22 protein-coding genes and 1 pseudogene are annotated in these 19561 nt (G+C 74.1%); 6 read left to right on the forward strand and 17 right to left on the reverse strand.

What is annotated here, in order from left to right:
- The first annotated feature begins 12 nt into the window (after window positions 1–12).
- Entirely contained in the window at window positions 13–1533 is a 1521-nt protein-coding gene (locus ACGFIR_RS11435; protein WP_393144566.1) for a YifB family Mg chelatase-like AAA ATPase, read from the forward strand.
- Window positions 1530–2741 (forward strand): DNA-processing protein DprA, encoded by a 1212-nt coding sequence (locus tag ACGFIR_RS11440; RefSeq protein WP_393144568.1) that lies wholly within the window; start codon window positions 1530–1532, stop codon window positions 2739–2741. The genes ACGFIR_RS11435 and ACGFIR_RS11440 overlap by 4 nt, the downstream gene beginning before the upstream one ends.
- 6 nt (window positions 2742–2747) lie before the next feature.
- On the opposite strand, the gene ACGFIR_RS11445 is transcribed toward ACGFIR_RS11440, so the two are convergent.
- Window positions 2748–3083: a hypothetical protein gene (locus tag ACGFIR_RS11445; protein ID WP_393004374.1), complete on the reverse strand. Its 336-nt coding sequence runs from the start codon at window positions 3081–3083 to the stop codon at window positions 2748–2750.
- 446 nt (window positions 3084–3529) lie between these two features.
- On the opposite strand from ACGFIR_RS11445, the gene ACGFIR_RS11450 reads away from it, so the two are divergent.
- Entirely contained in the window at window positions 3530–4633 is a 1104-nt protein-coding gene (locus tag ACGFIR_RS11450; protein WP_393144754.1) for a tyrosine recombinase XerC, read from the forward strand.
- Window positions 4634–4654: 21 nt separating this feature from the next.
- Window positions 4655–5836, forward strand: a complete 1182-nt coding sequence (locus ACGFIR_RS11455; protein WP_393004376.1) for an aminotransferase class V-fold PLP-dependent enzyme — start codon at window positions 4655–4657, stop codon at window positions 5834–5836.
- Between the two features lie 40 nt (window positions 5837–5876).
- Here the strand turns inward: ACGFIR_RS11455 and ACGFIR_RS11460 are convergent, their stop codons facing one another.
- Window positions 5877–6440 carry a murein hydrolase activator EnvC family protein gene (locus ACGFIR_RS11460; RefSeq protein ID WP_393004378.1) on the reverse strand — a complete coding sequence of 188 codons (564 nt, stop codon included), beginning with the start codon at window positions 6438–6440 and terminating at the stop codon, window positions 5877–5879.
- Between the two features lie 158 nt (window positions 6441–6598).
- On the opposite strand from ACGFIR_RS11460, the gene ACGFIR_RS11465 reads away from it, so the two are divergent.
- Window positions 6599–7231 carry a methyltransferase domain-containing protein gene (locus tag ACGFIR_RS11465; protein ID WP_393004380.1) on the forward strand — a complete coding sequence of 211 codons (633 nt, stop codon included), beginning with the start codon at window positions 6599–6601 and terminating at the stop codon, window positions 7229–7231.
- Between the two features lie 184 nt (window positions 7232–7415).
- Here ACGFIR_RS11465 and ACGFIR_RS11470 read toward each other — a convergent pair whose 3' ends face one another.
- The 12 genes and pseudogenes from ACGFIR_RS11470 to proS form a co-directional block, all read right to left on the reverse strand.
- Complete coding sequence (locus ACGFIR_RS11470) at window positions 7416–7739, reverse strand: DUF2469 domain-containing protein (protein ID WP_007075222.1); 324 nt, start codon at window positions 7737–7739, stop codon at window positions 7416–7418.
- Window positions 7736–8548, reverse strand: a complete 813-nt coding sequence (locus tag ACGFIR_RS11475; protein WP_393004382.1) for a ribonuclease HII — start codon at window positions 8546–8548, stop codon at window positions 7736–7738. The genes ACGFIR_RS11470 and ACGFIR_RS11475 overlap by 4 nt, the downstream gene beginning before the upstream one ends.
- Window positions 8542–9069, reverse strand: a complete 528-nt coding sequence (locus ACGFIR_RS11480; RefSeq protein WP_393004384.1) for an NUDIX hydrolase — start codon at window positions 9067–9069, stop codon at window positions 8542–8544. The genes ACGFIR_RS11475 and ACGFIR_RS11480 overlap by 7 nt, the downstream gene beginning before the upstream one ends.
- 48 nt (window positions 9070–9117) lie before the next feature.
- Window positions 9118–9738, reverse strand: a complete 621-nt coding sequence (gene lepB / locus ACGFIR_RS11485) for a signal peptidase I (protein ID WP_393004386.1) — start codon at window positions 9736–9738, stop codon at window positions 9118–9120.
- A 9-nt stretch (window positions 9739–9747) separates the two neighbouring features.
- Window positions 9748–10622 (reverse strand): annotated as a pseudogene (gene lepB / locus ACGFIR_RS11490) (signal peptidase I).
- Window positions 10623–10808: 186 nt separating this feature from the next.
- Window positions 10809–11165: a 50S ribosomal protein L19 gene (gene rplS / locus ACGFIR_RS11495; RefSeq protein WP_393004388.1), complete on the reverse strand. Its 357-nt coding sequence runs from the start codon at window positions 11163–11165 to the stop codon at window positions 10809–10811.
- Window positions 11166–11307: 142 nt separating this feature from the next.
- Window positions 11308–12081, reverse strand: a complete 774-nt coding sequence (gene trmD / locus ACGFIR_RS11500; protein WP_393004390.1) for a tRNA (guanosine(37)-N1)-methyltransferase TrmD — start codon at window positions 12079–12081, stop codon at window positions 11308–11310.
- 20 nt (window positions 12082–12101) lie between these two features.
- Window positions 12102–12656, reverse strand: a complete 555-nt coding sequence (rimM, locus tag ACGFIR_RS11505) for a ribosome maturation factor RimM (RefSeq protein ID WP_393004729.1) — start codon at window positions 12654–12656, stop codon at window positions 12102–12104.
- A gap of 2 nt (window positions 12657–12658) precedes the next feature.
- Window positions 12659–12919: an RNA-binding protein gene (locus tag ACGFIR_RS11510; RefSeq protein ID WP_172862164.1), complete on the reverse strand. Its 261-nt coding sequence runs from the start codon at window positions 12917–12919 to the stop codon at window positions 12659–12661.
- Entirely contained in the window at window positions 12894–13355 is a 462-nt protein-coding gene (rpsP, locus tag ACGFIR_RS11515) for a 30S ribosomal protein S16 (protein ID WP_393004392.1), read from the reverse strand. Before rpsP ends, ACGFIR_RS11510 begins: the two co-directional genes overlap by 26 nt.
- A gap of 252 nt (window positions 13356–13607) precedes the next feature.
- A complete protein-coding gene (locus tag ACGFIR_RS11520) occupies window positions 13608–14255 on the reverse strand; it encodes a DUF402 domain-containing protein (RefSeq protein WP_393004394.1) in 648 nt (215 codons plus the stop codon).
- 111 nt (window positions 14256–14366) lie between these two features.
- Window positions 14367–15773, reverse strand: a complete 1407-nt coding sequence (gene proS, locus ACGFIR_RS11525; protein WP_393004396.1) for a proline--tRNA ligase — start codon at window positions 15771–15773, stop codon at window positions 14367–14369.
- 104 nt (window positions 15774–15877) lie between these two features.
- On the opposite strand from proS, the gene ACGFIR_RS11530 reads away from it, so the two are divergent.
- Window positions 15878–16486, forward strand: coding sequence for a TetR family transcriptional regulator (locus ACGFIR_RS11530; protein ID WP_393004398.1), 609 nt, complete (start codon window positions 15878–15880; stop codon window positions 16484–16486).
- Window positions 16487–16503: 17 nt separating this feature from the next.
- Here the strand turns inward: ACGFIR_RS11530 and ACGFIR_RS11535 are convergent, their stop codons facing one another.
- The 3 genes from ACGFIR_RS11535 to ffh form a co-directional block, all read right to left on the reverse strand.
- Window positions 16504–17583 carry an amidohydrolase family protein gene (locus ACGFIR_RS11535; protein WP_393004400.1) on the reverse strand — a complete coding sequence of 360 codons (1080 nt, stop codon included), beginning with the start codon at window positions 17581–17583 and terminating at the stop codon, window positions 16504–16506.
- 70 nt (window positions 17584–17653) lie between these two features.
- Entirely contained in the window at window positions 17654–17812 is a 159-nt protein-coding gene (locus ACGFIR_RS11540) for a hypothetical protein (RefSeq protein WP_393004402.1), read from the reverse strand.
- 72 nt (window positions 17813–17884) lie between these two features.
- Window positions 17885–19444: a signal recognition particle protein gene (gene ffh, locus ACGFIR_RS11545; RefSeq protein WP_393004404.1), complete on the reverse strand. Its 1560-nt coding sequence runs from the start codon at window positions 19442–19444 to the stop codon at window positions 17885–17887.
- Between the last annotated feature and the right edge of the window lie 117 nt (window positions 19445–19561).

The raw sequence follows: 19561 nt of genomic DNA on the forward strand, positions 1-19561 counted from the left end.
GCGGGTGGCGTCGTGAGCTACGCGAAGGTGCTCTGCGTGGGTCTGGTGGGCGTCACCGGGCATCTGGTGGAGGTCGAGGCCGACCTGGCGGCCGGCCTGCCGGCGGTGGTCATCTCGGGACTGCCGGACACCGCCCTGCACGAGGCCCGGGACCGGGTTCGCGCCGCCGTGGTCAACTCCGGCCAGCGGTGGCCCAACCGGCGGATCACCCTCAACCTGCTCCCGGCCGACCTGCCGAAGTTCGGCTCCGCGTTCGACCTGGCGATCGCGGCGGCTCTGCTGGGCGGCTCGGGCGAACTGCCGCTGCTGCCGCTGGAACACGTGGTGGTCCTGGGCGAGCTGGGCCTCGACGGCACGGTCCGCCCGGTACGCGGGGTGCTGCCGATGGTCGCCTCGGCGGCCCGCGCCGGCGTCCGGAAGGTGATCGTCCCGGCCGGCAACGCCGCCGAGGCGGCGGTCGTCCCGGGGGTCCGGGTCCGGGCGGTCGACACGCTGCACCGGCTCGTCAGCTTCATCCGTGACGGCTCGCCCCTGATCGAACCGGAGGCGGAGAGCCCACCGCCGGCCGCTGGTGGGCCCGACCTGGCCGAGGTGGCCGGGCAGGGGTTGGGCCGCAGGGCGCTGGAGGTGGCCGCGGCGGGCGGGCACCACCTGGCGCTGGTCGGGCCGCCGGGAGCGGGCAAGACCATGCTCGCCGAGCGCCTCCCGTCGATCCTGCCCGAGCTGGACGACGAGGCCGCGCTGGAGGTCACCGCCCTGCACTCGATCGCCGGGCTGCTACCGCCCGGCGGCCGGTTGCTGCGCCGCCCGCCGTTCCAGGCCCCGCACCACACGGCGACCGTGCCGTCGCTGGTCGGCGGCGGTTCCGGGCTGGCCCGCCCCGGCGCGGTCTCGCTCGCCCACCGGGGCGTGCTCTTCCTCGACGAGGCACCCGAGTTCAGTCGGGGCGCGCTGGAGGCGCTGCGCCAGCCGCTGGAGAACGGCCGGGTCCGGCTGGCCCGCAGCCGGGGCGGCGCCGAGTACCCGGCCCGTACGCAGCTGGTGCTGGCGGCCAACCCGTGTCCGTGCGCCAAGCCGGCGGGGGACGCGTACTGCGAGTGCCCGCCGCAGGCCCGGCGGCGCTACCTCAGTCGGCTGTCCGGGCCGTTGCTGGACCGGATCGACGTGCAGGTGAAGCTGCCGCCGGTCCGCGCGGCCGAGCTGATGCAGGCCACCGTGGACAGCGAGTCCTCCGCCACCGTCGCCGCGCGGGTCGCGGTGGCCCGGCGGGCGGCGGCCGGGCGCTGGGCGGTGCTCGGGCACCGGCTCAACGCCGAGATACCCGGCCCGTACCTGCGCCGCCCGCCCTGGCGGTTGCCGGGGCCGGACACCGCCGAGCTGCGGGCGCGGCTGGACTCCGGGTCGCTGTCGGCCCGGGGCTTCGACCGGATCATCCGGCTGGCCTGGACGATCGCGGACCTGGACGGTCGGGACCGCCCCGACCGGGAGGACGTCCGGGAAGCCATCCAACTCAGGACGGGGGAAGCGACATGAGCACCGACGAGGAGACGCTGGCCCGGATCGCGCTCACCTGGCTCGCGGAGCCGGGCACCTGGTCGGTGCACCGGCTGGTCGACCGGCTCGGCCCGGTGGCGACGCTCGACCTGCTGCTCGACGGGGGCGCGCCGGAGGAGACGCTACGCAACACCGTGGCGGCCCGCTGCGCGGCCGGCGACGCCAGGGCCGTCGCGGTCGAGGCGCTGGCCCGTACGGACCGGCTCGGCGCCCGGATCGTCGTACCCGGCGACGACGAGTGGCCCGGCCGGGTCGACGAGCTGCGCCGGCTCCGGCTGCCCGGCGCCTACCGGCGGGTGGACGTCGAGACCGCGCCCCCGCTCTGCTTCTGGGTACGCGGCTCGTGGCCGCTCGGTGAGGCGTTCGACCGTTCCGTCGCGGTCGTCGGCGCCCGCGCCGCCACCGGGTACGGCGCCCACATCGCCACGGAACTCGGCTACGGGCTGGCCGAGCGGGACTGGACCGTCGTCTCCGGCGGCGCCTTCGGCATCGACGCCGCCGCCCACCGGGGCGCGCTCAACGCCGGTGGCCTGACCGTGGCGGTGCTCGCCTGCGGCGTGGACCGCCCGTACCCGATGGGCAACGCGGCGCTGTTCGACCGGATCGCCGACACCGGGCTGCTGGTCAGCGAATGGATGCCGGGAGCCGACCCGCTCCGGCCCCGGTTCCTCATCCGCAACCGGGTCATCGCCGCGGGCACCCTCGGCACGGTGCTGGTGGAGGCAGCTGCCCGCAGCGGCGCCACGCAGACCACCCATCGGGCGCTCGCCCTGGGCAAGCCGAGCATGGTGGTGCCCGGCCCGGTCACGTCCGCGATGTCCGTCGGCGCCCACGAGACGCTGCGGGAGTACCCGAAGTCCCGGCTGGTGACCGGCGTCGCGCAGGTGCTGGAGGAGGTCGGGCGGATCGGGGAGCTGGCCCCCGTACCGCGCGGCGCGCAGCACCCGGTCGACCTCCTCGACGACGACGCGCGGGCCGTCGTCGAGGCGTTGCCCCGCCGGGGCACGGTGGGCGTCGACATCCTCGCCGCGCGGGCCGGGGTGCCCGTCCGTACCGCGCTGCGCAAGCTGTCGATGCTCGAGGAACTGGCCCTGGTGCTCCGTCGCGCCGACGGGTTCGCCCTCGCGCCGCAGCCGCCCAGGAGCGCGGCAGCCGCGCCGCAGCCAGCGGCGCGGGACGCGTCGTGACGGCCGTCAGTCACCCTCGAAGCGGATCTCCATCGCGCGGTCCTCCCGGCAGCGCCGGGCCAACCGGTCCATCCGGCGCACGTGTGTCATCTCCGGCGTCGACCGGGCCACCTCGGCGAGGCAGCGCACCTCGGCGAGGAGTTGCGGCGCCTGGCCGGCGGGGACCACCAGCTCACCGACCGGGTCCACCTGGTCGAGCAGGGGGGTACGCCCGCCGCCACGCACCCGCCGGACGAGATTCAGCAGCACGTCGTCGGGATCGGGCAGCACCTCGGCCGGCACGACACGGCGGCGGCCGGAGCCCACCACGACCGTCCGGTAGAGGACGACGTCCACCCCCATGTCCGGTCCCCCTTCGTCGTGCCTGACCCCGCCGCGCGGCGACCACGACCAGGGCCTCACATCCGCTGGTACGACCAGTCTGCGCGCACCGGCCGGCGCAATCCACCATCCCGGCCCCGCCACACCGACGGGAGTGCCCCACGAGCCGGCTCGGACGGCCGCCACCCGGGCACCAGAGCGCGCTGCCCTGCCGGTGCCGCCGGGCGACCGTAGGCTGGTCGCGTGCCGCCCGAGGATCCGCCACCCGCCGCCCGCACGGCCTCGCCCCGCACCGCCGCGCCCACCGCCAGCACGGCATCGACCCACACCGCCGCGCCCGCCCGCAGTCTCGTGGCAGGAGCGCCGGCGCGAGGCACACCGACCGCCCGACGGGCGGCCGCGAGGGGCTCGCGGTGAGCCGGGAGGCGAACGGCACCCGGGCGACCCACGAGGCTCTTCCCCCGCCGATGCGCGAGGCGGTGGACGACTTCGCCGCGCACCTGGCCGGGGTGCGCAACCGGTCCGCCCACACCGTCCGGGCGTACGTCGGTGACGTCGTGTCGCTGTTGGACCACGCCCAGCGGATGGGCTGCGCCGAACTGTCGCAACTGGACCTCGCCGTGCTGCGCAGCTGGCTGGCGAAGCAACGGACGATGGGGGCGGCGCGGACGTCGCTCGCCCGGCGGGCGGCGTCGGCGCGGACGTTCAGCACCTGGGCGCACCGCTGCGGCCTGCTCCCCGCCGACGTGGCCGGCGCCCTGGCCAGCCCGCGCGCCCACCGGGACCTGCCGACCGTGCTGCGCGCCGACCAGGCGGCGGCCCTGGTCGAAGCGCCGGGCCGGCTCGCCCGGCCCGTGCCGTCGGCGCCGCCGACCGGAGACGACTCCCCACCGAAGACGCCCGCCGGGGGCGACTCCCGAGCGGCACCGCCCGCCGCGGGGCCGGGATCGCCGGGGTCGCCGGATCCTTCCGGGACGACCGACGCAGCGGCCGACGGGACGACCGACGCAGCGGCCGACGGAGTGACCGACGGGACGACCGACGCAGCGGCCGACGGGGTGGCCGAGGCGGTGCTGTTGCGGGACCGGGCGCTGCTGGAGTTGCTCTACGGCACGGGGGTGCGCATCAGCGAGGCGTGTGGGCTCGACGTCGCCGACGTGGACCACGCGCGACGGGTCGTACGGGTGCTGGGCAAGGGCGGCCGGGAACGTGCGGTCCCGTACGGGGTGCCGGCGCAGCGAGCGCTCGACGAGTGGCTGCGCCACGGCCGGCCGGCACTGGCCGCACCGCACTCCCGTGACGCGCTGCTGCTCGGCGCACGCGGCGGACGGCTCAACCCGACGACGGCGCGACGTGTCGTCAGCGGGTACGCACAGGCCGCCGGCCTGCCTCCGGTCAGCCCGCACGGGCTACGGCACTCGGCGGCCACCCACCTGCTCGAGGGCGGTGCGGACCTGCGGGCGGTGCAGGAACTGCTGGGGCACTCGTCCCTGGCGAGCACCCAGATCTACACCCACGTGTCCGTGGAACGGCTCCGCGCCGCCTACCGTCAGGCCCACCCCCGCGCCTAGGCACCCGGATACGATCATCGGGTGAGCTTCCCGCAGCCGCCCGAGCCGATCGCGGCAGCCCGCCTGCTCTTCTCACTCGACCCGGCGGTCAGCCACCTGAACCACGGTTCGTTCGGCACGGCGCCGATCGCCGTGCAGCGGGCCCAGCAGCGGTTGCGTGACGAGATGGAGGCCAACCCGCAGCGCTTCTTCACGCAGGGCCTGGTCGACCGGATCATGCACACCCGCCGGCACCTGGCCGGCTTCCTGGGCGCCGACCCGGACGGCACCGCCCTGGTCCCGAACGCCACCACCGGCGTGGCGGTGGTGCTCCAGTCGCTCGGCCTGGGCACCGGCGACGAGGTGCTCACCACCGACCACGGCTACGGCGCGGTCGGCCTCTCCGTCGCCCGGGAGTGCCGGCGTACGGGGGCCGTCGCCCGGGCACTGCCCGTCCCGTTGACCGCCTCGGACGAGGAGATCGTCCAGATCTTCCGCTCGGGGCTGCGCCCCGGCCGGACCCGGCTGCTCGTCGTGGACCAGCTCACCTCTGCCACCGCCCGGCTCTTCCCCGTCGCCGCGATCGTGGGCGTGGCCCGGGAGCACGGGATACCGGTCCTCGTCGACGCCGCGCACGCCCCCGGCATGCTTCCGACACCGGTGGGCGACATCGGCGCCGACTTCTGGGTGGGCAATCTGCACAAGTGGGCGTACGCGCCGCGCGGCACCGCCGTGCTGGTGGTCGCCCCGTCGTGGCGGGAACGCATCGAGCCGCTGGTCGTCTCGTGGGAGCAGGAGTCGGGGTTCCCCCGCCGGGTCGAGTGGGCGGCGACGCAGGACTACACGGGCTGGCTCGCCGCGCCGGTGGGCCTGTTCACGCTGCGTAGCCTCGGCCTCGACCGGGTACGCGGGCACAACGCCGCGCTGGCGGCGTACGGCCAGCGGGTGCTGGGGGACGCGCTCAAGGTGGCGCCCGCCGACCTGCCGGACCCCGGCGGACCGGAGGTCGCCATGCGGATCGTGCCGCTGCCGGCGGGCCTGGGCAGCACGTTCGAGGCGGCGCGGTCGCTGCGCGAACGGATCGCCGAGCGGCTCGCCACGGAGGTCGCCGTCATGGTCTGGAACGGTCGGGGCTGGTTGCGGCTCTGCGCCCAGGTCTACAACACCGCCGACGAGTACGAGCGGCTCGCGGCGCGGCTTCCCGCGCTGCTCGCCCAGCGCTGAGGACGGCTCCGGTCCGGCCTGCCGACGAGCTGGGACGCGGTCAGCCGCCGGCCGCGCCGTCGAGCGGGAGCAGCCGCACGGGTCCCAGGCCGAGCAGGGCCAGCGGGTCCAGGTAGTCGGCGCCGCGCCGCAGCCCCCAGTGCAGGCAGGCGGGGGCGGGGCAGCCGGGGTGGCCGGCGAGGAGGGTGCCCAGCGGTGCGCCGGCGGTCAGTGTCTCGCCGGGGCGGACCGCCGGCGACACCGGCTCGTGGGTGGTCCGCAGCCCGTCGGCGTGCCCGACGGTGACGACGGGACGCCCGGCGACCAGGCCGGCGAAGAGCACCGTGCCGGCGCTGGCGGCCCGCACGGTCGCGCCCGGCGCGGCGGCCAGGTCGACGCCCCGGTGCCCGGGCAGCCACGGCCGGGGCGGCGGATCGAACCGGCGCACCGGGCGGGGGGTCCCGTCGAGCGGCCACCGGAACCGCGCGGCCACGACCGGCTCGGGTGACACGGCGGCGGCCGCCGCGACGGGCGGCCGTGGCGTCGCCGAGACCGGTCGGGCGACGGGCCCGGGGGACAGCAGGACGGCGCAGAGCGCGACGGCGGTACGGGCGGCAGGTCGCATGGGCGCAGCCTGCCCGGCGCTCACCTGCCCCTGCCACCCGCGACCCCCTCGGCTGTGGACGACGCTCGTCCTGTGGACAACCCCCACAGGGCCGGGTGATCTGCTAGGCGTCCACGGGGGACGGCCGGGCGGCTCCGGTGACGTCTACGCTGCGATGCGTGACGCGGGACTGGCACGCCTGGCACGGGGACTACGACGAGGCGGGTTCGGCGCTGTCCCGCCGGCTCGCGGAGGTGCGGCTGCGGGTGCGGGAGGCACTCGACGCGGCCCCGCCCGGTCCGTTGCGGGCGCTCAGCCTCTGCGCCGGCCAGGGGCGTGACCTGATTCCCGAACTCGCTGCCCACCCCCGCCGCGAGGACGTGACGGCCCGGCTGGTGGAGCTGGACCCGCGAAACGCGGACGTGGCCCGGTCGGCGGCCCGCGCGGCGGGCCTGTCCGCCGTGGAGGTGGTGACCGGCGACGCGGCGCGCACCGACGCGTACGCCGACCTGGCCCCGGCCGACCTGGTGCTGGTCTGTGGGGTGTTCGGCAACGTCAGCGAGGCGGACGTACGCGCCACTGTGCGGTACTGCGCGGCGCTCTGCGCGACCGGCGGCACCGTGCTCTGGACCCGGCACCGGCGCGAACCCGACCTCGTACCGACCATCCGTGGCTGGTTCGTGGAGGAGGGTTTCGCGGCGGGGACGGTCAGCAGCCCGGCGGACGGTGTGGGCGTGGGGGCACACCGCTTCCTGGGTACGCCGCCCCGCCCCCTGCCGTCCGGCGTGACGATGTTCGCCTTCGTCGACTGACGGTGGCCGGTGCGGCACCGACGTCGGCAACGGCCTTCGGGGAGGGCTCGATCACCACTGTGGACGACAGACCGGGCTACGGCTGTCGGAGAGGAGCCGGGCGGTGGCCTCGCGGCGGTGGGGGGCGCCGACGGGCCGTACGCCCGGTGTGGTGGGACCAGCGGACGGGCGGCGGAGCGGCGGGTCAGCCGCCGAAGCCGGAGTCGGCCGGCAGCGAGATGTCGGGCTTCTCCAACTCCTCGACGTTGACGTCCTTGAAGGTCATCACCCGGACGTTCTTCACGAACCGGGCGGGACGGTACATGTCCCACACCCAGGCGTCGTGCATCTCGACCTCGAAGTAGACCTCGCCGTCGGAGTTACGCACGTGCAGGTCGACCTGGTTGGCCAGGTAGAAGCGACGCTCCGTCTCCACCACGTAGGAGAACTGGCGGACGATGTCGCGGTACTCCCGGTAGAGCTGCAGCTCCATCTCGGTCTCGTACTTCTCGAGGTCTTCCGCGCTCATCGCACTCCGCCTTCCATGACCACATCTTCCCCCACCGACGCCGGAGGCCGAGGCTGCTCGCCCAACGCCACGCCGACGGTACCCCCTGGCGGGCAGGACCGCTCCATCGGCTCGTCCCGCCTCGCGTCGGCCGGGCGACGCGCCCGGGGCGGGGCGCCGTCACGACCGGACACCGCCGCCACGTTGACGTAGGAGAACCGGTGCTCCCGGCACGGCCCCCGATCCCGCAGCGCCGCGGTGTGTTCCGCGGTGATGTAACCCTTGTGCTCGGCGAACCCGTAGCCCGGGAACGTCCCGTCCAGCTCGACCATGATCCGGTCCCGGGTGACCTTGGCGAGGACGCTCGCCGCCGCGACGCAGGCGGCCACCCGGTCGCCCTTCCACACCGCCAGCCCCGGCACGTCGAGACCGTCCACCCCGAAGCCGTCGGTCAGCACGTAGTCGGGGCGGGTCGTCAGCGACGCCAGCGCCCGGCGCATCGCCGCCAGGTTGCACACGTGCAGGCCCCGCTCGTCGACCTCCTCGGCCGGAACGACCACCACGGCGTACGCCAGCGCGCGGGCCACGACCTCGTCGTGGATGCGTTCCCGGCTGGCGGGGGTGAGCAGCTTGGAGTCGGCCAGCCCGTCGATCTCGCCGCGTCGCCCCTCGGGCAGGATCGCGGCGGCGGCCACCAGGGGCCCGGCACACGCCCCGCGACCCGCCTCGTCGGCCCCGGCGACGTGCCGGAAGCCGCGCCGCTGCAACGCGCGCTCCAGCGCGTAGAGCCCGCCCTCGCGGCGCACCACGGTGCGCGGCGGCGTCAGCACGGCGCCTCCTCGTGACCGTCGACGCCTTCCTGGCGCCCGCCCGCCTCCACCGTCGGCGGCGCCGTGGCGGCCAGCGCCCGGGCCAGCACCGTCGGCAGTTCCGGCGGGTAGTAGCGCTCGCCGCTGGCGACCAGTTCGTCCGGCGCCCACCACCGGTGCGCGGCGACGGTGGCCCGCTCGATCTCGCTGAAGCCCGCGGTGTCGACCTCGTGACCCGCCACCCGCACCAGGAAGAACTCCTGCTCCTGCCGGTACCACACCCCGTCGAAGGGGAACTCCGTCACGTCTCGGTGCACGGGCGCGGCGAACGCCGTGGCCGGCAGCCGCAGGCCGGTCTCCTCGGCCAGCTCCCGCGCCGCGCACTCGGGGTAGGTCTCCCCCGCGTCCAGGCCGCCGCCGGGGGTGAACCACCAGCGGCCGCCCTCGGGGCGGGCCGGGTCGGAGCCGCAGAAGAGCAGCAGCCGACCCGCCGCGTCGACGAGCAGGACGCGCGCCGCACGCCGGGGGGTGTAGACGGTCACCGCACCAGCCTGCCAGACGCCGCCGACATCGCCCACGCCCGGCGACCCCTACGGTTCGGGGATGGCCTCGTACTGCTTGGGGACGCTCAGCCAGGTGGCCCGGCTGAACGGCCAGAAGACGGTGAAGGCCCGCCCCACGACGTCGCCCTCGGGGATCGTGGCGATGGTGATGTCCTGACCGGACTGCTGCCAGTGCTCCAGCGAGTCGCCGGACGCCTCGCGGTGGTCGCCCATGACCCAGAGCCGGCCCTTCGGGACGGTGATGTCGAACTCCTCGGCGGTCTTGTCGCCGGGGAAGATGTAGGGCTCGTCGAGCGACTTGCCGTTGATCACCAGCCGGTCCTGCGCGTCGCAGCAGACCACGTGGTCGCCGCCGACGCCGATGACGCGCTTGATGAAGTCCTCGCCGTCGGGGTTGGCGCTCCACTCCACGGGGGCCTTGAAGACGATCACCTCGCCGCGGTGCGGGGAGCGGAAGTCGTAGACCAGCTTGTTGACCAGCACCCGATCGTCGATCTGGAGGGTGTTCTCCATCGACGGGGAGGGAATGAAGAAGGTCTGCAGCACGAAGGCGCGCACCAGCACCGCGACCAGGATCGCCACACCCAGGAGGATCGGCAGCTCCTTCCAGAAGGAACTGCGCGGCTTGTCGGTCTGCTCGTCAATCACGGCACGAGCCTACGTTGCCGGGCCGGACGCCACCGTCCGGAACCCGCGAGAACGGCGAGCACGGCGACGACGGGACCGAACAGCGCCACCCCGCCGGTCGGCGAGGGGCGGACCGGGGGCGGGGCGCCCGTGGAGGCGGCCGGCGGATCGGCGACGTCGTCGAAGGTGGCGGGCACCGACAGGGTGCTCCACCGCGACGACGGCCAGACCACCGTGAACGCCCGGCCCACCACGTTCTCGATCGGCACCGGCCCCTGGCAGCGGGCGTCCTGGGAGACCATGCGGTGGTCGCCCATCACGAAGATCTGCCCGGGCGGGACCACGACCTCGTCGAAGCGCCGGGAACGGCACTCGCGGGGGTTGGGCGGGATGTCGAGCGGCGAGTCCCGCAGGACGTACGAGGACTCGTCGAGCGGCGTGCCGTTGACCAGCACCCGCCCCTCGGCGTCGCAGCACTTCACCCGGTCGCCCGGCAGGCCGATGACCCGCTTGATGAAGTCCTTCTCGCCGGGGCGGCTCACGCCGACCAGGTCGCCGACGGTCCGGGTGAGCTTGCCCGCGAACCCGGGCTCCGGCTCCTGGTCGACCTGCGGGGCCCAGCGCTCGGTGCCCCGGAAGACGACGACCTCGCCCCGCAGGGGGTCGCGTACGTCGTAGACGACCTTGTTGACCAGGACCCGGTCGCCGACGAGGAGGGTGTCCTCCATCGAGCCGGAGGGGATGAAGAACGCCTGGAGCAGGAAGGTGCGGATCAGCACCGCCAGGCAGAAGGCCACGACGAGCAGCAGCGGCAACTCCTGCCAGAGGGGCATCTGCCGGCGGGGTCTGCGGGCCCGACGGCGCCAGGGGTCGACGGCGCCGTTCTCGTCAAGCGTCTGCACCACGCCACTCTCCGGTCAGCAGAAATGACACTACCGCCCGGGAACCCTGTCGGGGCTCCCCGGGCGGTAGTGGCCGTCGCTCCGCCGTGGTGGCGGGACGTCGCCCGGCTGCGCCCGTAGCGACCAGGGTAGTGCGATCCGGTCGATACGACATACGCGCAGCTCGCGGCGGCGTGGCGAGCGCGAGGGTCAGCTGGGCTGCTTCTCGCGCTTCTCCTTGATCTTGGCCTTCTTGCCCCGCAGCTCGCGCAGGTAGTAGAGCTTGGCGCGGCGGACGTCACCGCGGGTCACGATCTCGATCCGGTCGATCGCCGGGCTGTTGACCGGGTAGGTGCGCTCGACACCGACACCGAAGCTGATCTTGCGGACCGAGAAGGTCTCGCGCAGACCGTCACCCTGGCGGCGGATGACGACGCCCTGGAAGATCTGGACACGGGACCGGTTGCCCTCGACGACCCGGGCGTGCACCTTGACGGTGTCACCGGCACGGAAGTCGGGGAGGTCGGTGCGCTTCGACTGGGCGTCAAGGGCGTCCAGGATGTTCATCGCTGCGTCCTCGTGAGGCTCACGGCGCACCGTCAATCGGTGCGCGGGTGGGTGATTCTGATCTTCGGGTGGTGGTCGGTGACCCGACCCCGGTCGGAGATCCTCGCAGCCGTCCGCGGCGCGGCCGGCTGCGGCAACCCCCCTACTTTGCCACATCCCCCGGTGGCACCTGAAATCCGGCCCAGTCCAGCGCGGCCACGTCCCGTTTGTCCAGGTGCTCCGGGTCCAACGTGGCGAGCATGTCGGGACGGCGTGTCGCGGTACGGGTCAACGCCTCGTCCCGCCGCCAGCGGGCGATCCTGCCGTGGTCGCCGGAGCGGAGCACCTCCGGCACCTCCAGCCCGCGCCAGGTTGCCGGCTTCGTGTACATGGGGGCCTCCAGCAGCCCGTGGGCGTGCGACTCCTCGGCCAACGAGCCCGCGTTGCCCAGCACGCCGGGCAGCAGCCGGGTGACCGCCTCGAGGATCACCAGCACGGCCACCTCGCCGCCGAAGAGGACGTAGTCGCCGAGGGAGACCTCGGTGACCGGCATCCGGGTGGCGGCGTGGTCGAGCACCCGCTGGTCGATGCCCTCGTACCGGCCGCAGGCGAAGAGCAGGTGCGGCTCCGCGGCCAACTCGTGCGCCAGCGCCTGGGTGAGGGGAACGCCGGTCGGGGCCGGCACCACCAGCCGGGGTGGGGTGACCTCCGCCGGGGCCAGGGCGTCGAGCGCCTCGCCCCACGGCTCCGGCCGCATCACCATGCCCGGTCCGCCGCCGTAGGGCGTGTCGTCGACCGTACGGTGCACGTCGTGGGTCCAGATCCGCAGATCGTGTACGGCCAGCCGCAGCGTGCCGTTCGCCCGCGCCCTGCCGATCAGCGACAGGTCCAGCGGGGCGAAGTACTCCGGAAAGATCGACACGATGTCGACGCGCATGCGGGGGTGCTCCAGCGGTTCTACAGATCGAGCAGACCGGCCGGCGGGTCGACGACGACGCGACCGCCGGCGAGGTCAACCTCGGGGACGATCGCCTTGACGAACGGGATGAGCGCGGTGCCGCCTCCGGCACGGCGCAGCACCAGCAGGTCGGAGGCCGGGGCGTGGTCGATCCGGGCCACCTCGCCCAGCCGGTCGCCGCCCGGCGTGACCACGGCCAGTCCGACGAGCTGGTGGTCGTGGAACTCCTCCGGGTCCTCCGGCGCGGCGACGTCGGCGCTGTCGACCCCGATGAGGGTGTTGCGCAGCGCCTCGGCGACGTCCCGGTCGAGAATGCCCTCGAACGCCACCAGCATCCGGCCCTGGTGCCAGCGGGCGGACTCCACGACCAGTTCGGCGGGCACCCGGAAGGCCTCCCCGGGCCCGGGCGCGGCCTGCGCCGGCGGGGCCGCCCCGGGCTCGGTGCGCAGCACCGTCCCCGGGGCGAACCGCGCTTCGGGCTCGTCGGTCCGCACCTCCACGGTGACCTCACCGCGGATGCCGTGCGGCTTGCCGATCCTGCCGACGATGAGCAGCATCAGTACGAGTCGACGATGTCGACGCGTACGCCGCGCCCGCCGATGGAGCCGATCACCTGGCGCAGCGCCTTGGCGGTCCGGCCGGACCGCCCGATCACCGTGCCGAGGTCCTCCGGGTGCACGCGGACTTCCAGCCGCTTGCCCCGACGGGAGTCGACCATCCGGACGCGCACGTCGTCAGGGTGGTCGACGATGCCCTTGACCAGGTGCTCCAACGCCGGACGCAGAGGCATGTCAGGCCTGCTCACCGGCGTCGGCAGCCGGGGCCTCGGCCGCGGCCTCGGTCTTCGGCGCCTCGGCCGCGGCGTCGGCCTTGGCGGCCTTCTTGGCCGGCTTGGCGGGCGCCTCGGCCAGCCCGGCGGCGGCCTTCGCCTCGGCCTCGTACGCCGCGGTGCGGTCGGCCCGCTCCGGGGCGACCTTCAGCGGCGGCGGGGCCGGCAGGCCCTTGAACTTCTGCCAGTCACCGGTCAGCTCCAGCAGCCGCTGCACCGCCTCGCTCGGCTGGGCGCCGACGGACAGCCAGTACTGGACCCGCTCCGACTTGACCTCGATCACCGAAGGGTCTTCCTTCGGCTGGTAGACCCCGACGAACTCGATCGCCCGGCCGTCGCGCTTGGTACGCGAGTCGGCGATGACGATGCGGTACTGCGGGTTGCGGATCTTGCCCATCCGCAGGAGCCGGATCTTTACGGCCACAGTTGTTTCGCTCCTGTTGCGATCTCACCTGCCCGAACGGGCGGTGCACGGGTGAGTGTCGACCGGCACAGTGGGGTTGGGCCGGAGACTGCTCGGTGGACTGGCGACGTGCCCGGGTTAGAGGGCGCCGGACACACGCCGGATACCAGCCAGCCATTCTGCCAGATCGGGCCCGGATCTCTCACACCGGACCGCCCCGGGTCCCCCGCCCGGCGGCAGAAGTGACCGAAAGCACACCGTCAGGCGGCGGGCTCAGCGCACCGGGGGACGGTCCCAGCCTGGCGGCAACCCGTCGGGGGTGACCCAGTCCGACGGCGGGACGAAGTCGCACCAGGTGCCGTCGAACGGGAACTCCCCCGCCTCGGCCAGCGCGATCACCCGCTTCCCCTCGGCCCGGACGGCGTCCGGGTCGGCCACCCAGTAGTGCTCGGGAAAGGCCAGCCGCTCGGCGAACTCGTCCTCGTCCTTCCACTCCCAGCTGCGGTCCGGGCGGACGACCACGTCGAGATCCTGGTCCACCATGTCGACGCCGGCGAGCGTGCCGTCGTCCCAGCGCACGCCGGGCTCCTCCAGGTTGACGTACCAGACGGCGAAGCGGTCCTGCGCGTCGCGGAACCACCACACCGAGTGGGCGGCCCCGGCGGGCAGGAACTTCAGCACGGACGGGCCGTCCCACCGGCCGATGGCCAGCCCGTACGACGAGGAGATCCACTCGGTGAACGGCACCGCCCGCATGCCCAGCCCGGCCTCGGTGACCTCGCTCGCGACCGGGGAGTCGCGGGGCACCCAGAGCAGCAGGCCCCGGTCGTCGTCGCTGACCACCCGCGCGGTGCGGGCCCAGCCGATCCGGCCCCGCCGCACGTTGCGGTGCACGATCAGCCGCCCAGGTTCGAATCTCACGCCCCGACCCTACCGGCGCCCCGCCGGCTCCGGCCCCGTCGACCCACGGGCGCCGGAACGCCGCACGGCCGGCCCCGCGAGGCGGAACCGGCCATGCGGCGTACGGGTGGGTCAGTAGGCGCGGGCCAGGATGGCGACCAGGTCGGGCTCGTCCTCGGAGTCGGGCACCGAGCCGTCGGCGCGCAGCAGGCAGCGCACGGTCACGCCCTGGCCGTTCGCCTCCGCCTCGCCCTGCACGCCGACCGCCGACCACGGCACCATGGCCCAGCCGGTGGCCGCCGCCTCGATCGCCTCGGCGAGGGTCGACACCTCGACCGTGCGGGACTTCCGGTGGGCCAGCGCCTCGTCGTGCAGGGCCCGCTGGTCGGCGTCGAGGGCGGCCAGCACGGCGGCCACCACGTCGGCCACCGGCGTCGGGGACTTCGAGCCGTCCGTACGCCGCACCACGACCGCGTTGCCGGCGGCCAGGTCGCGGGGGCCGACCTCGACGCGTACGGGATAGCCGCGCAGCTCGGCGTCGACGGCGCGGCGGCCGAACGGGGTGTCGGTGCGGTCGTCGAGCGCGACCCGGACGCCCGCGTCGCGCAGCGCGTCGCGCAGCTTGCCCGCGGCCTCCCCGACGCCCTCGCCGTCCTTGACGACCATGACGTACGCCTGCACCGGCGCGAGCCTCGGCGGCACGCGCAGGCCGTTGTCGTCGCCGTGGCACATGATCAGGCCACCGAGCATGCGGGTGGAGGTGCCCCAGGAGGTCGTCCACGCGTGCTCCCGGCCGCCCTCGGCCGAGGAGTAGCTGATGTCGAAGGCCTTGGCGAAGTTCTGCCCCAGCTCGTGGCTGGTGCCGAGTTGGAGGGCCTTGCCGTCGCCCATCATGCCTTCGCACGTGTAGGTGGCGGTGGCGCCGGCGAAGCGCTCGCGGGCGGTCTTCAGGCCGACGACCACCGGGATGCCGAGCACGTTGACCATCAGGTCCTCGTACGCCTCGTGCAGGATCCGGCGGGCGTAGGCGCGGGCGTCGTCGCGGGTCGCGTGCGCGGTGTGCCCCTCCTGCCAGAGGAACTCGCTGGTGCGCAGGAAGACCCGGGGACGCAGCTCCCAGCGGACCACGTTGGCCCACTGGTTGAGCAGCAGCGGCAGGTCCCGGTAGGAGTCGATCCACTTGGCCATGAACTCGCCGATGACGGTCTCGCTGGTGGGGCGGACCACGACCGGCTCGGCGAGCTGCTTGCCGCCGCCGTGGGTGACCACCGCGAGTTCCGGCGAGAAGCCCTCGACGTGCTCGGCCTCGCGCTTGAGGTAGCTCTCGGGGATGAAGAGCGGGAAGTACGCGTTCTCCGCGCCGGCCGCCTTGATCCGGTCGTCCATCTCGGCCTGCATCCGCTCCCAGATGGCGTAGCCGGCCGGTCGGATGACCATGGTCCCCCGGACCGGGCCGTTGTCGGCCAGCTTCGCCTTGGCGATCAGGTCCTGGTACCAGCGGGGAAAGTCCTCCGCACGGGGAGTGAGCACGCGTGCCATGACCGCACATCCTATGCGTCAACCGAAGGGACGACGTCATCGGGCGCGACGTCACCGGTGTCCGCCGTGCCGGACGGTGCGGCGGGCCGTAGGATTCGACCACCATGGGTGAGGTGAGGGACGGCACCCGTTCCCGGGAGGCGATCGTCGAGGCCGCCCGGACGTTGACCATCGCGACTGGCTGGGACGGCGTCCGGATGGGCGCCGTCGCGCGCGCGGCGGGGGTGAGCCGGCAGACGGTCTACAACGAGTTCGGCACCAAGGCGGGGCTGGCCGAGGCGCTCGCCCGCCGGGAGGTCGACCGGTTCGTCGGGGCGGTACGCGGCCTGCTGCGCGCCCACGGCGACGACGTCCGGGCCGCCGCGCACGCCACCATCTCGCACACCCTCACGGAGGCGGTCGACGACCCGCTGATCAAGGCCGTCCTGACCAGCTCCCGGGGCGGCTCGGACGACCTGCTGCCCTACCTCACCACCCGGTCGGAGCTGGTCCTCGACGAGGCCACCCAGGTGCTCCTGGAGTGGGCCGACGAAGTCCTGCCGGGCGCGGACCGCGACGCGGTGGCCTTCGCCACGGACTCGGTCGTCCGGCTGGTGATCAGCCACATCGTCCTGCCGGGCGCCCCGGTCGAGCAGACCGCCACCGCCCTCGCCGACCTGGCCGTCTACCTGCTCCTGCACGCGGTCACCCAGGGCACGCTCCGCACCGGCTGAGCGGGCGGCGCGGCCGGTCAGCGCACGACGCGACCGCGCAGCACGATGCGCGCGGGGCTGCGTACGGCGCGCAGGTCGGCGCGCGGGTCCTCCGGATAGACGACGAGGTCGGCCAGGCCGCCCTCGACCAGCCCGGGGAAGCCGAGCCACTCGCGACCGCCCCAGGACGCGGCGGCGAGCACGTCGGTGGTGGACATGCCGGCCTGCTCGTGCAGCAGCAGCATCTCCTCGGCGGCGAGGCCGTGGTCGATGCCGCCGCCCGCGTCCGTGCCCACGTAGATCGGCACTCCCGCCTCGTACGCCGAACGCACCACCTCGGGGAAGCGGTCGCGCAGGGCGAGCATGTGCTCGGCGTAGCCGGGGAACTTGGCCCGTGCCTGCTCGGCGATCCCGCCGAAGGTCCGGATGTTGATCATCGTGGGGATGAGCGCTGTGCCCCGGCGAGCCATCTCGTCGATCAGGTCCAGGCTGAGGCCCGTGCCGTGCTCCACCGAGTCCACCCCGGCACGCACCATGATCTCGACGGCCGACTCGGAGAAGGTGTGCACGGCGGCGCGTACCCCGGCGGCGTGTGCGGCCCGGACGGCGGCGGTCATGGTGTCGGCGTCCCAGGCCGGGGCCAGGTCACCGACGCCCCGGTCGATCCAGTCGCCCACGAGCTTCACCCAGCCGTTGCCGGCGCGCGCCTGCGCGGCCACGGTCGCCGCCACCTCCGCCGCGCCGACCTCCACGCCGATGTCACGCAGGTAGCGCTTGGGCGGCGCGACGTGCCGGCCGGCGCGGGCCAGCCGCGGCAGGTCGGGCTCGTCGTCGAGTTCGGGGTACGGGTACGGCGACCCGGCGTCGCGGATCGCGAGGACCCCGGCGTCGCGGTCGACGCGGGCCAGCTCGCGGGCCTGGTCGAGCGAGGTGATCGGGGCGCCGCCCCGGGCGATGCCGATGTGGCAGTGCGCGTCGATCAGGCCGGGCAGCACGAAACCGCCGTCGGCGATGGTCTCCGCGCCGGGAACCGGGGTGAAGGTCACCCGGTCGCCGACCAGCCACAGGTCACGGACCTCGTCGTCGGGCAGCACCACGCCGCGTACGTGCCAGGCCATGTGTCCTCCGTCTGCGCGAAAGGGGGGCGGTCCGCCGCCATTCTCCCCGCCCCGCGCGGGCCGGTGGCGCTCAGCCCTCGTCGCGCGCCAGCAGCCCGGCCCGACGCGTCGTCAGCGCGGGCAGGTCGACGGAGACCTTCCACGGCCGCTCGGTGACGAAGAGATCCTTCGGCAGGTCGCCGAGGTCGTCGACCGTCCACTCCGACCGCTCGGGCAGGATGGGTGCCACGGTCTTGACTCCTTCTCCAGGGGCGAGATCACCCTAGGCAAGGATCATGTCACCCGCCGCCACCGACACGCGTCAGCGGGGCCGGCCGTCGCCGCCCTTGCCGAGCTTGTTGAAGTCGATCTTCGGCAGCTTGAAGCCCGGCGGGAGGCCCTGGCCGGCGGCCAGGTCGTTCGGGTCCATGCCCGGCGGGAGCTGCGGCATGCCGCCCGGGAACCCGCCCGGCATCCCGGCGCCCGCCCCGGCGCGCGGCCGGTTGCCGCCCTTGGTGCCCTTGCGCTTGTTCTTCGGCGACTTGGTGGCCTTGCGCCGGCCGCCGCCCGGCAGGCCCATCATGCCGCCCATCTGCTTCATCATCTTCTGCGCCTCGGCGAAGCGGTTGAGCAGCTGGTTGACGTCCATCACCGTGACGCCGGAGCCGTTGGCGATGCGGGCCCGGCGGGAGCCGTTGATGATCTTCGGGTTGGTCCGCTCGGCGGGGGTCATCGACCGGATGATCGCCGTGACCCGGTCGAAGTGCTTGTCGTCGACCTCGGCGAGCTGGTCCTTCATCTGCCCCATGCCGGGCATCATGGCCAGCACGTTGGCGATGGGACCCATCCGGCGGACCGCGATGAGCTGGTCGAGGAAGTCCTCCAGGGTGAACTGCTCGCCGCCCATCAGCTTGGCGGTCATCTTCTCCTTCTGATCGGTGTCGAAGGCCTGCTCGGCCTGCTCGATCAGAGTGAGGACGTCGCCCATGCCGAGGATCCGGCTGGCCATCCGGTCGGGGTGGAAGACGTCGAAGTCCTCCAGCTTCTCGCCGGTGGAGGCGAAGAGGATCGGCTGCCCGGTGACCTCCCGGACCGACAGCGCGGCGCCACCGCGGGCGTCGCCGTCGAGCTTGGACAGGACCACGCCGGTGATGCCCACGCCGTCGCGGAACGCCTCGGCGGTGCGTACCGCGTCCTGACCCACCATGGCGTCGATGACGAAGATGACCTCGTCCGGCGCGACCGCGTCGCGGATGTCGGCGGCCTGCTGCATCATCTCGGCGTCGATGCCGAGCCGGCCGGCGGTGTCGACGATGACGATGTCGCGGGCGGCACGCTTCGCGTGCTCGATCGAGGCGCGGGCCACCTGGACCGGGTCGCCGGTGCCGTTGCCGGGCTCGGGGGCGTACACCTCGACGCCGGCGCGGCCACCGAGCACCTGGAGCTGCCCGACGGCGTTGGGGCGCTGGAGGTCGGCGGCGACCAGCAGCGGCTGGTGACCCTGGGCCTTGAGCCAGCGGGCCAGCTTGCCGGCGAGGGTGGTCTTGCCGGAGCCCTGGAGGCCGGCGAGCATGATCACCGTCGGCGGCTGCTTGGCGAACTGGAGCCGCCGCCCCTCGCCGCCGAGGACGTTGATCAGTTCCTCGTTGACGATCTTGATGATCTGCTGCGCCGGGTTGAGCGCCTGGGAGACCTCCGCGCCGCGCGCCCGCTCCTTGACGTTGGCGATGAAGCCCTTGACCACCGGCAGCGCGACGTCCGCCTCCAGCAGCGCGAGGCGGATCTCGCGCGCGGTGGCGTCGATGTCGGCGTCGGTGAGCCGACCCTTGCCGCGGAGCTTGGTGAAGATCCCGGACAGGCGGTCACTCAAGGTGTCAAACACGCGAACATCCCGTTTGTCAGTGTTCCGGCGGGCACAACGGCGACCGGGCGAGGTGTCCGGCCACCGCTAGGGTAGCCGGCCGGCCGCACGGCCGCTCCGGGCCGGGCACAGCCCGGG

This window comes from Micromonospora sp. NPDC049051 (assembly GCF_043197575.1).
Classification (GTDB): Bacteria; Actinomycetota; Actinomycetes; order Mycobacteriales; family Micromonosporaceae; genus Micromonospora.

What these genes read in the sequence shown, in the direction of transcription:
- ACGFIR_RS11440 (WP_393144568.1), top strand. Translation starts at nt 1,530, where the DNA reads ATGAGCACCGACGAGGAGACGCTGGCCCGGATCGCGCTCACCTGGCTC.
- ACGFIR_RS11445 (WP_393004374.1), bottom strand. Translation starts at nt 3,083, where the DNA reads ATGGGGGTGGACGTCGTCCTCTACCGGACGGTCGTGGTGGGCTCCGGC.
- ACGFIR_RS11450 (WP_393144754.1), top strand. Translation starts at nt 3,530, where the DNA reads ATGCGCGAGGCGGTGGACGACTTCGCCGCGCACCTGGCCGGGGTGCGC.
- ACGFIR_RS11460 (WP_393004378.1), bottom strand. Translation starts at nt 6,440, where the DNA reads ATGCGACCTGCCGCCCGTACCGCCGTCGCGCTCTGCGCCGTCCTGCTG.
- ACGFIR_RS11470 (WP_007075222.1), bottom strand. Translation starts at nt 7,739, where the DNA reads ATGAGCGCGGAAGACCTCGAGAAGTACGAGACCGAGATGGAGCTGCAG.
- rplS (WP_393004388.1), bottom strand. Translation starts at nt 11,165, where the DNA reads ATGAACATCCTGGACGCCCTTGACGCCCAGTCGAAGCGCACCGACCTC.
- trmD (WP_393004390.1), bottom strand. Translation starts at nt 12,081, where the DNA reads ATGCGCGTCGACATCGTGTCGATCTTTCCGGAGTACTTCGCCCCGCTG.
- proS (WP_393004396.1), bottom strand. Translation starts at nt 15,773, where the DNA reads ATGGCACGCGTGCTCACTCCCCGTGCGGAGGACTTTCCCCGCTGGTAC.
- ACGFIR_RS11530 (WP_393004398.1), top strand. Translation starts at nt 15,878, where the DNA reads ATGGGTGAGGTGAGGGACGGCACCCGTTCCCGGGAGGCGATCGTCGAG.
- ACGFIR_RS11535 (WP_393004400.1), bottom strand. Translation starts at nt 17,583, where the DNA reads ATGGCCTGGCACGTACGCGGCGTGGTGCTGCCCGACGACGAGGTCCGT.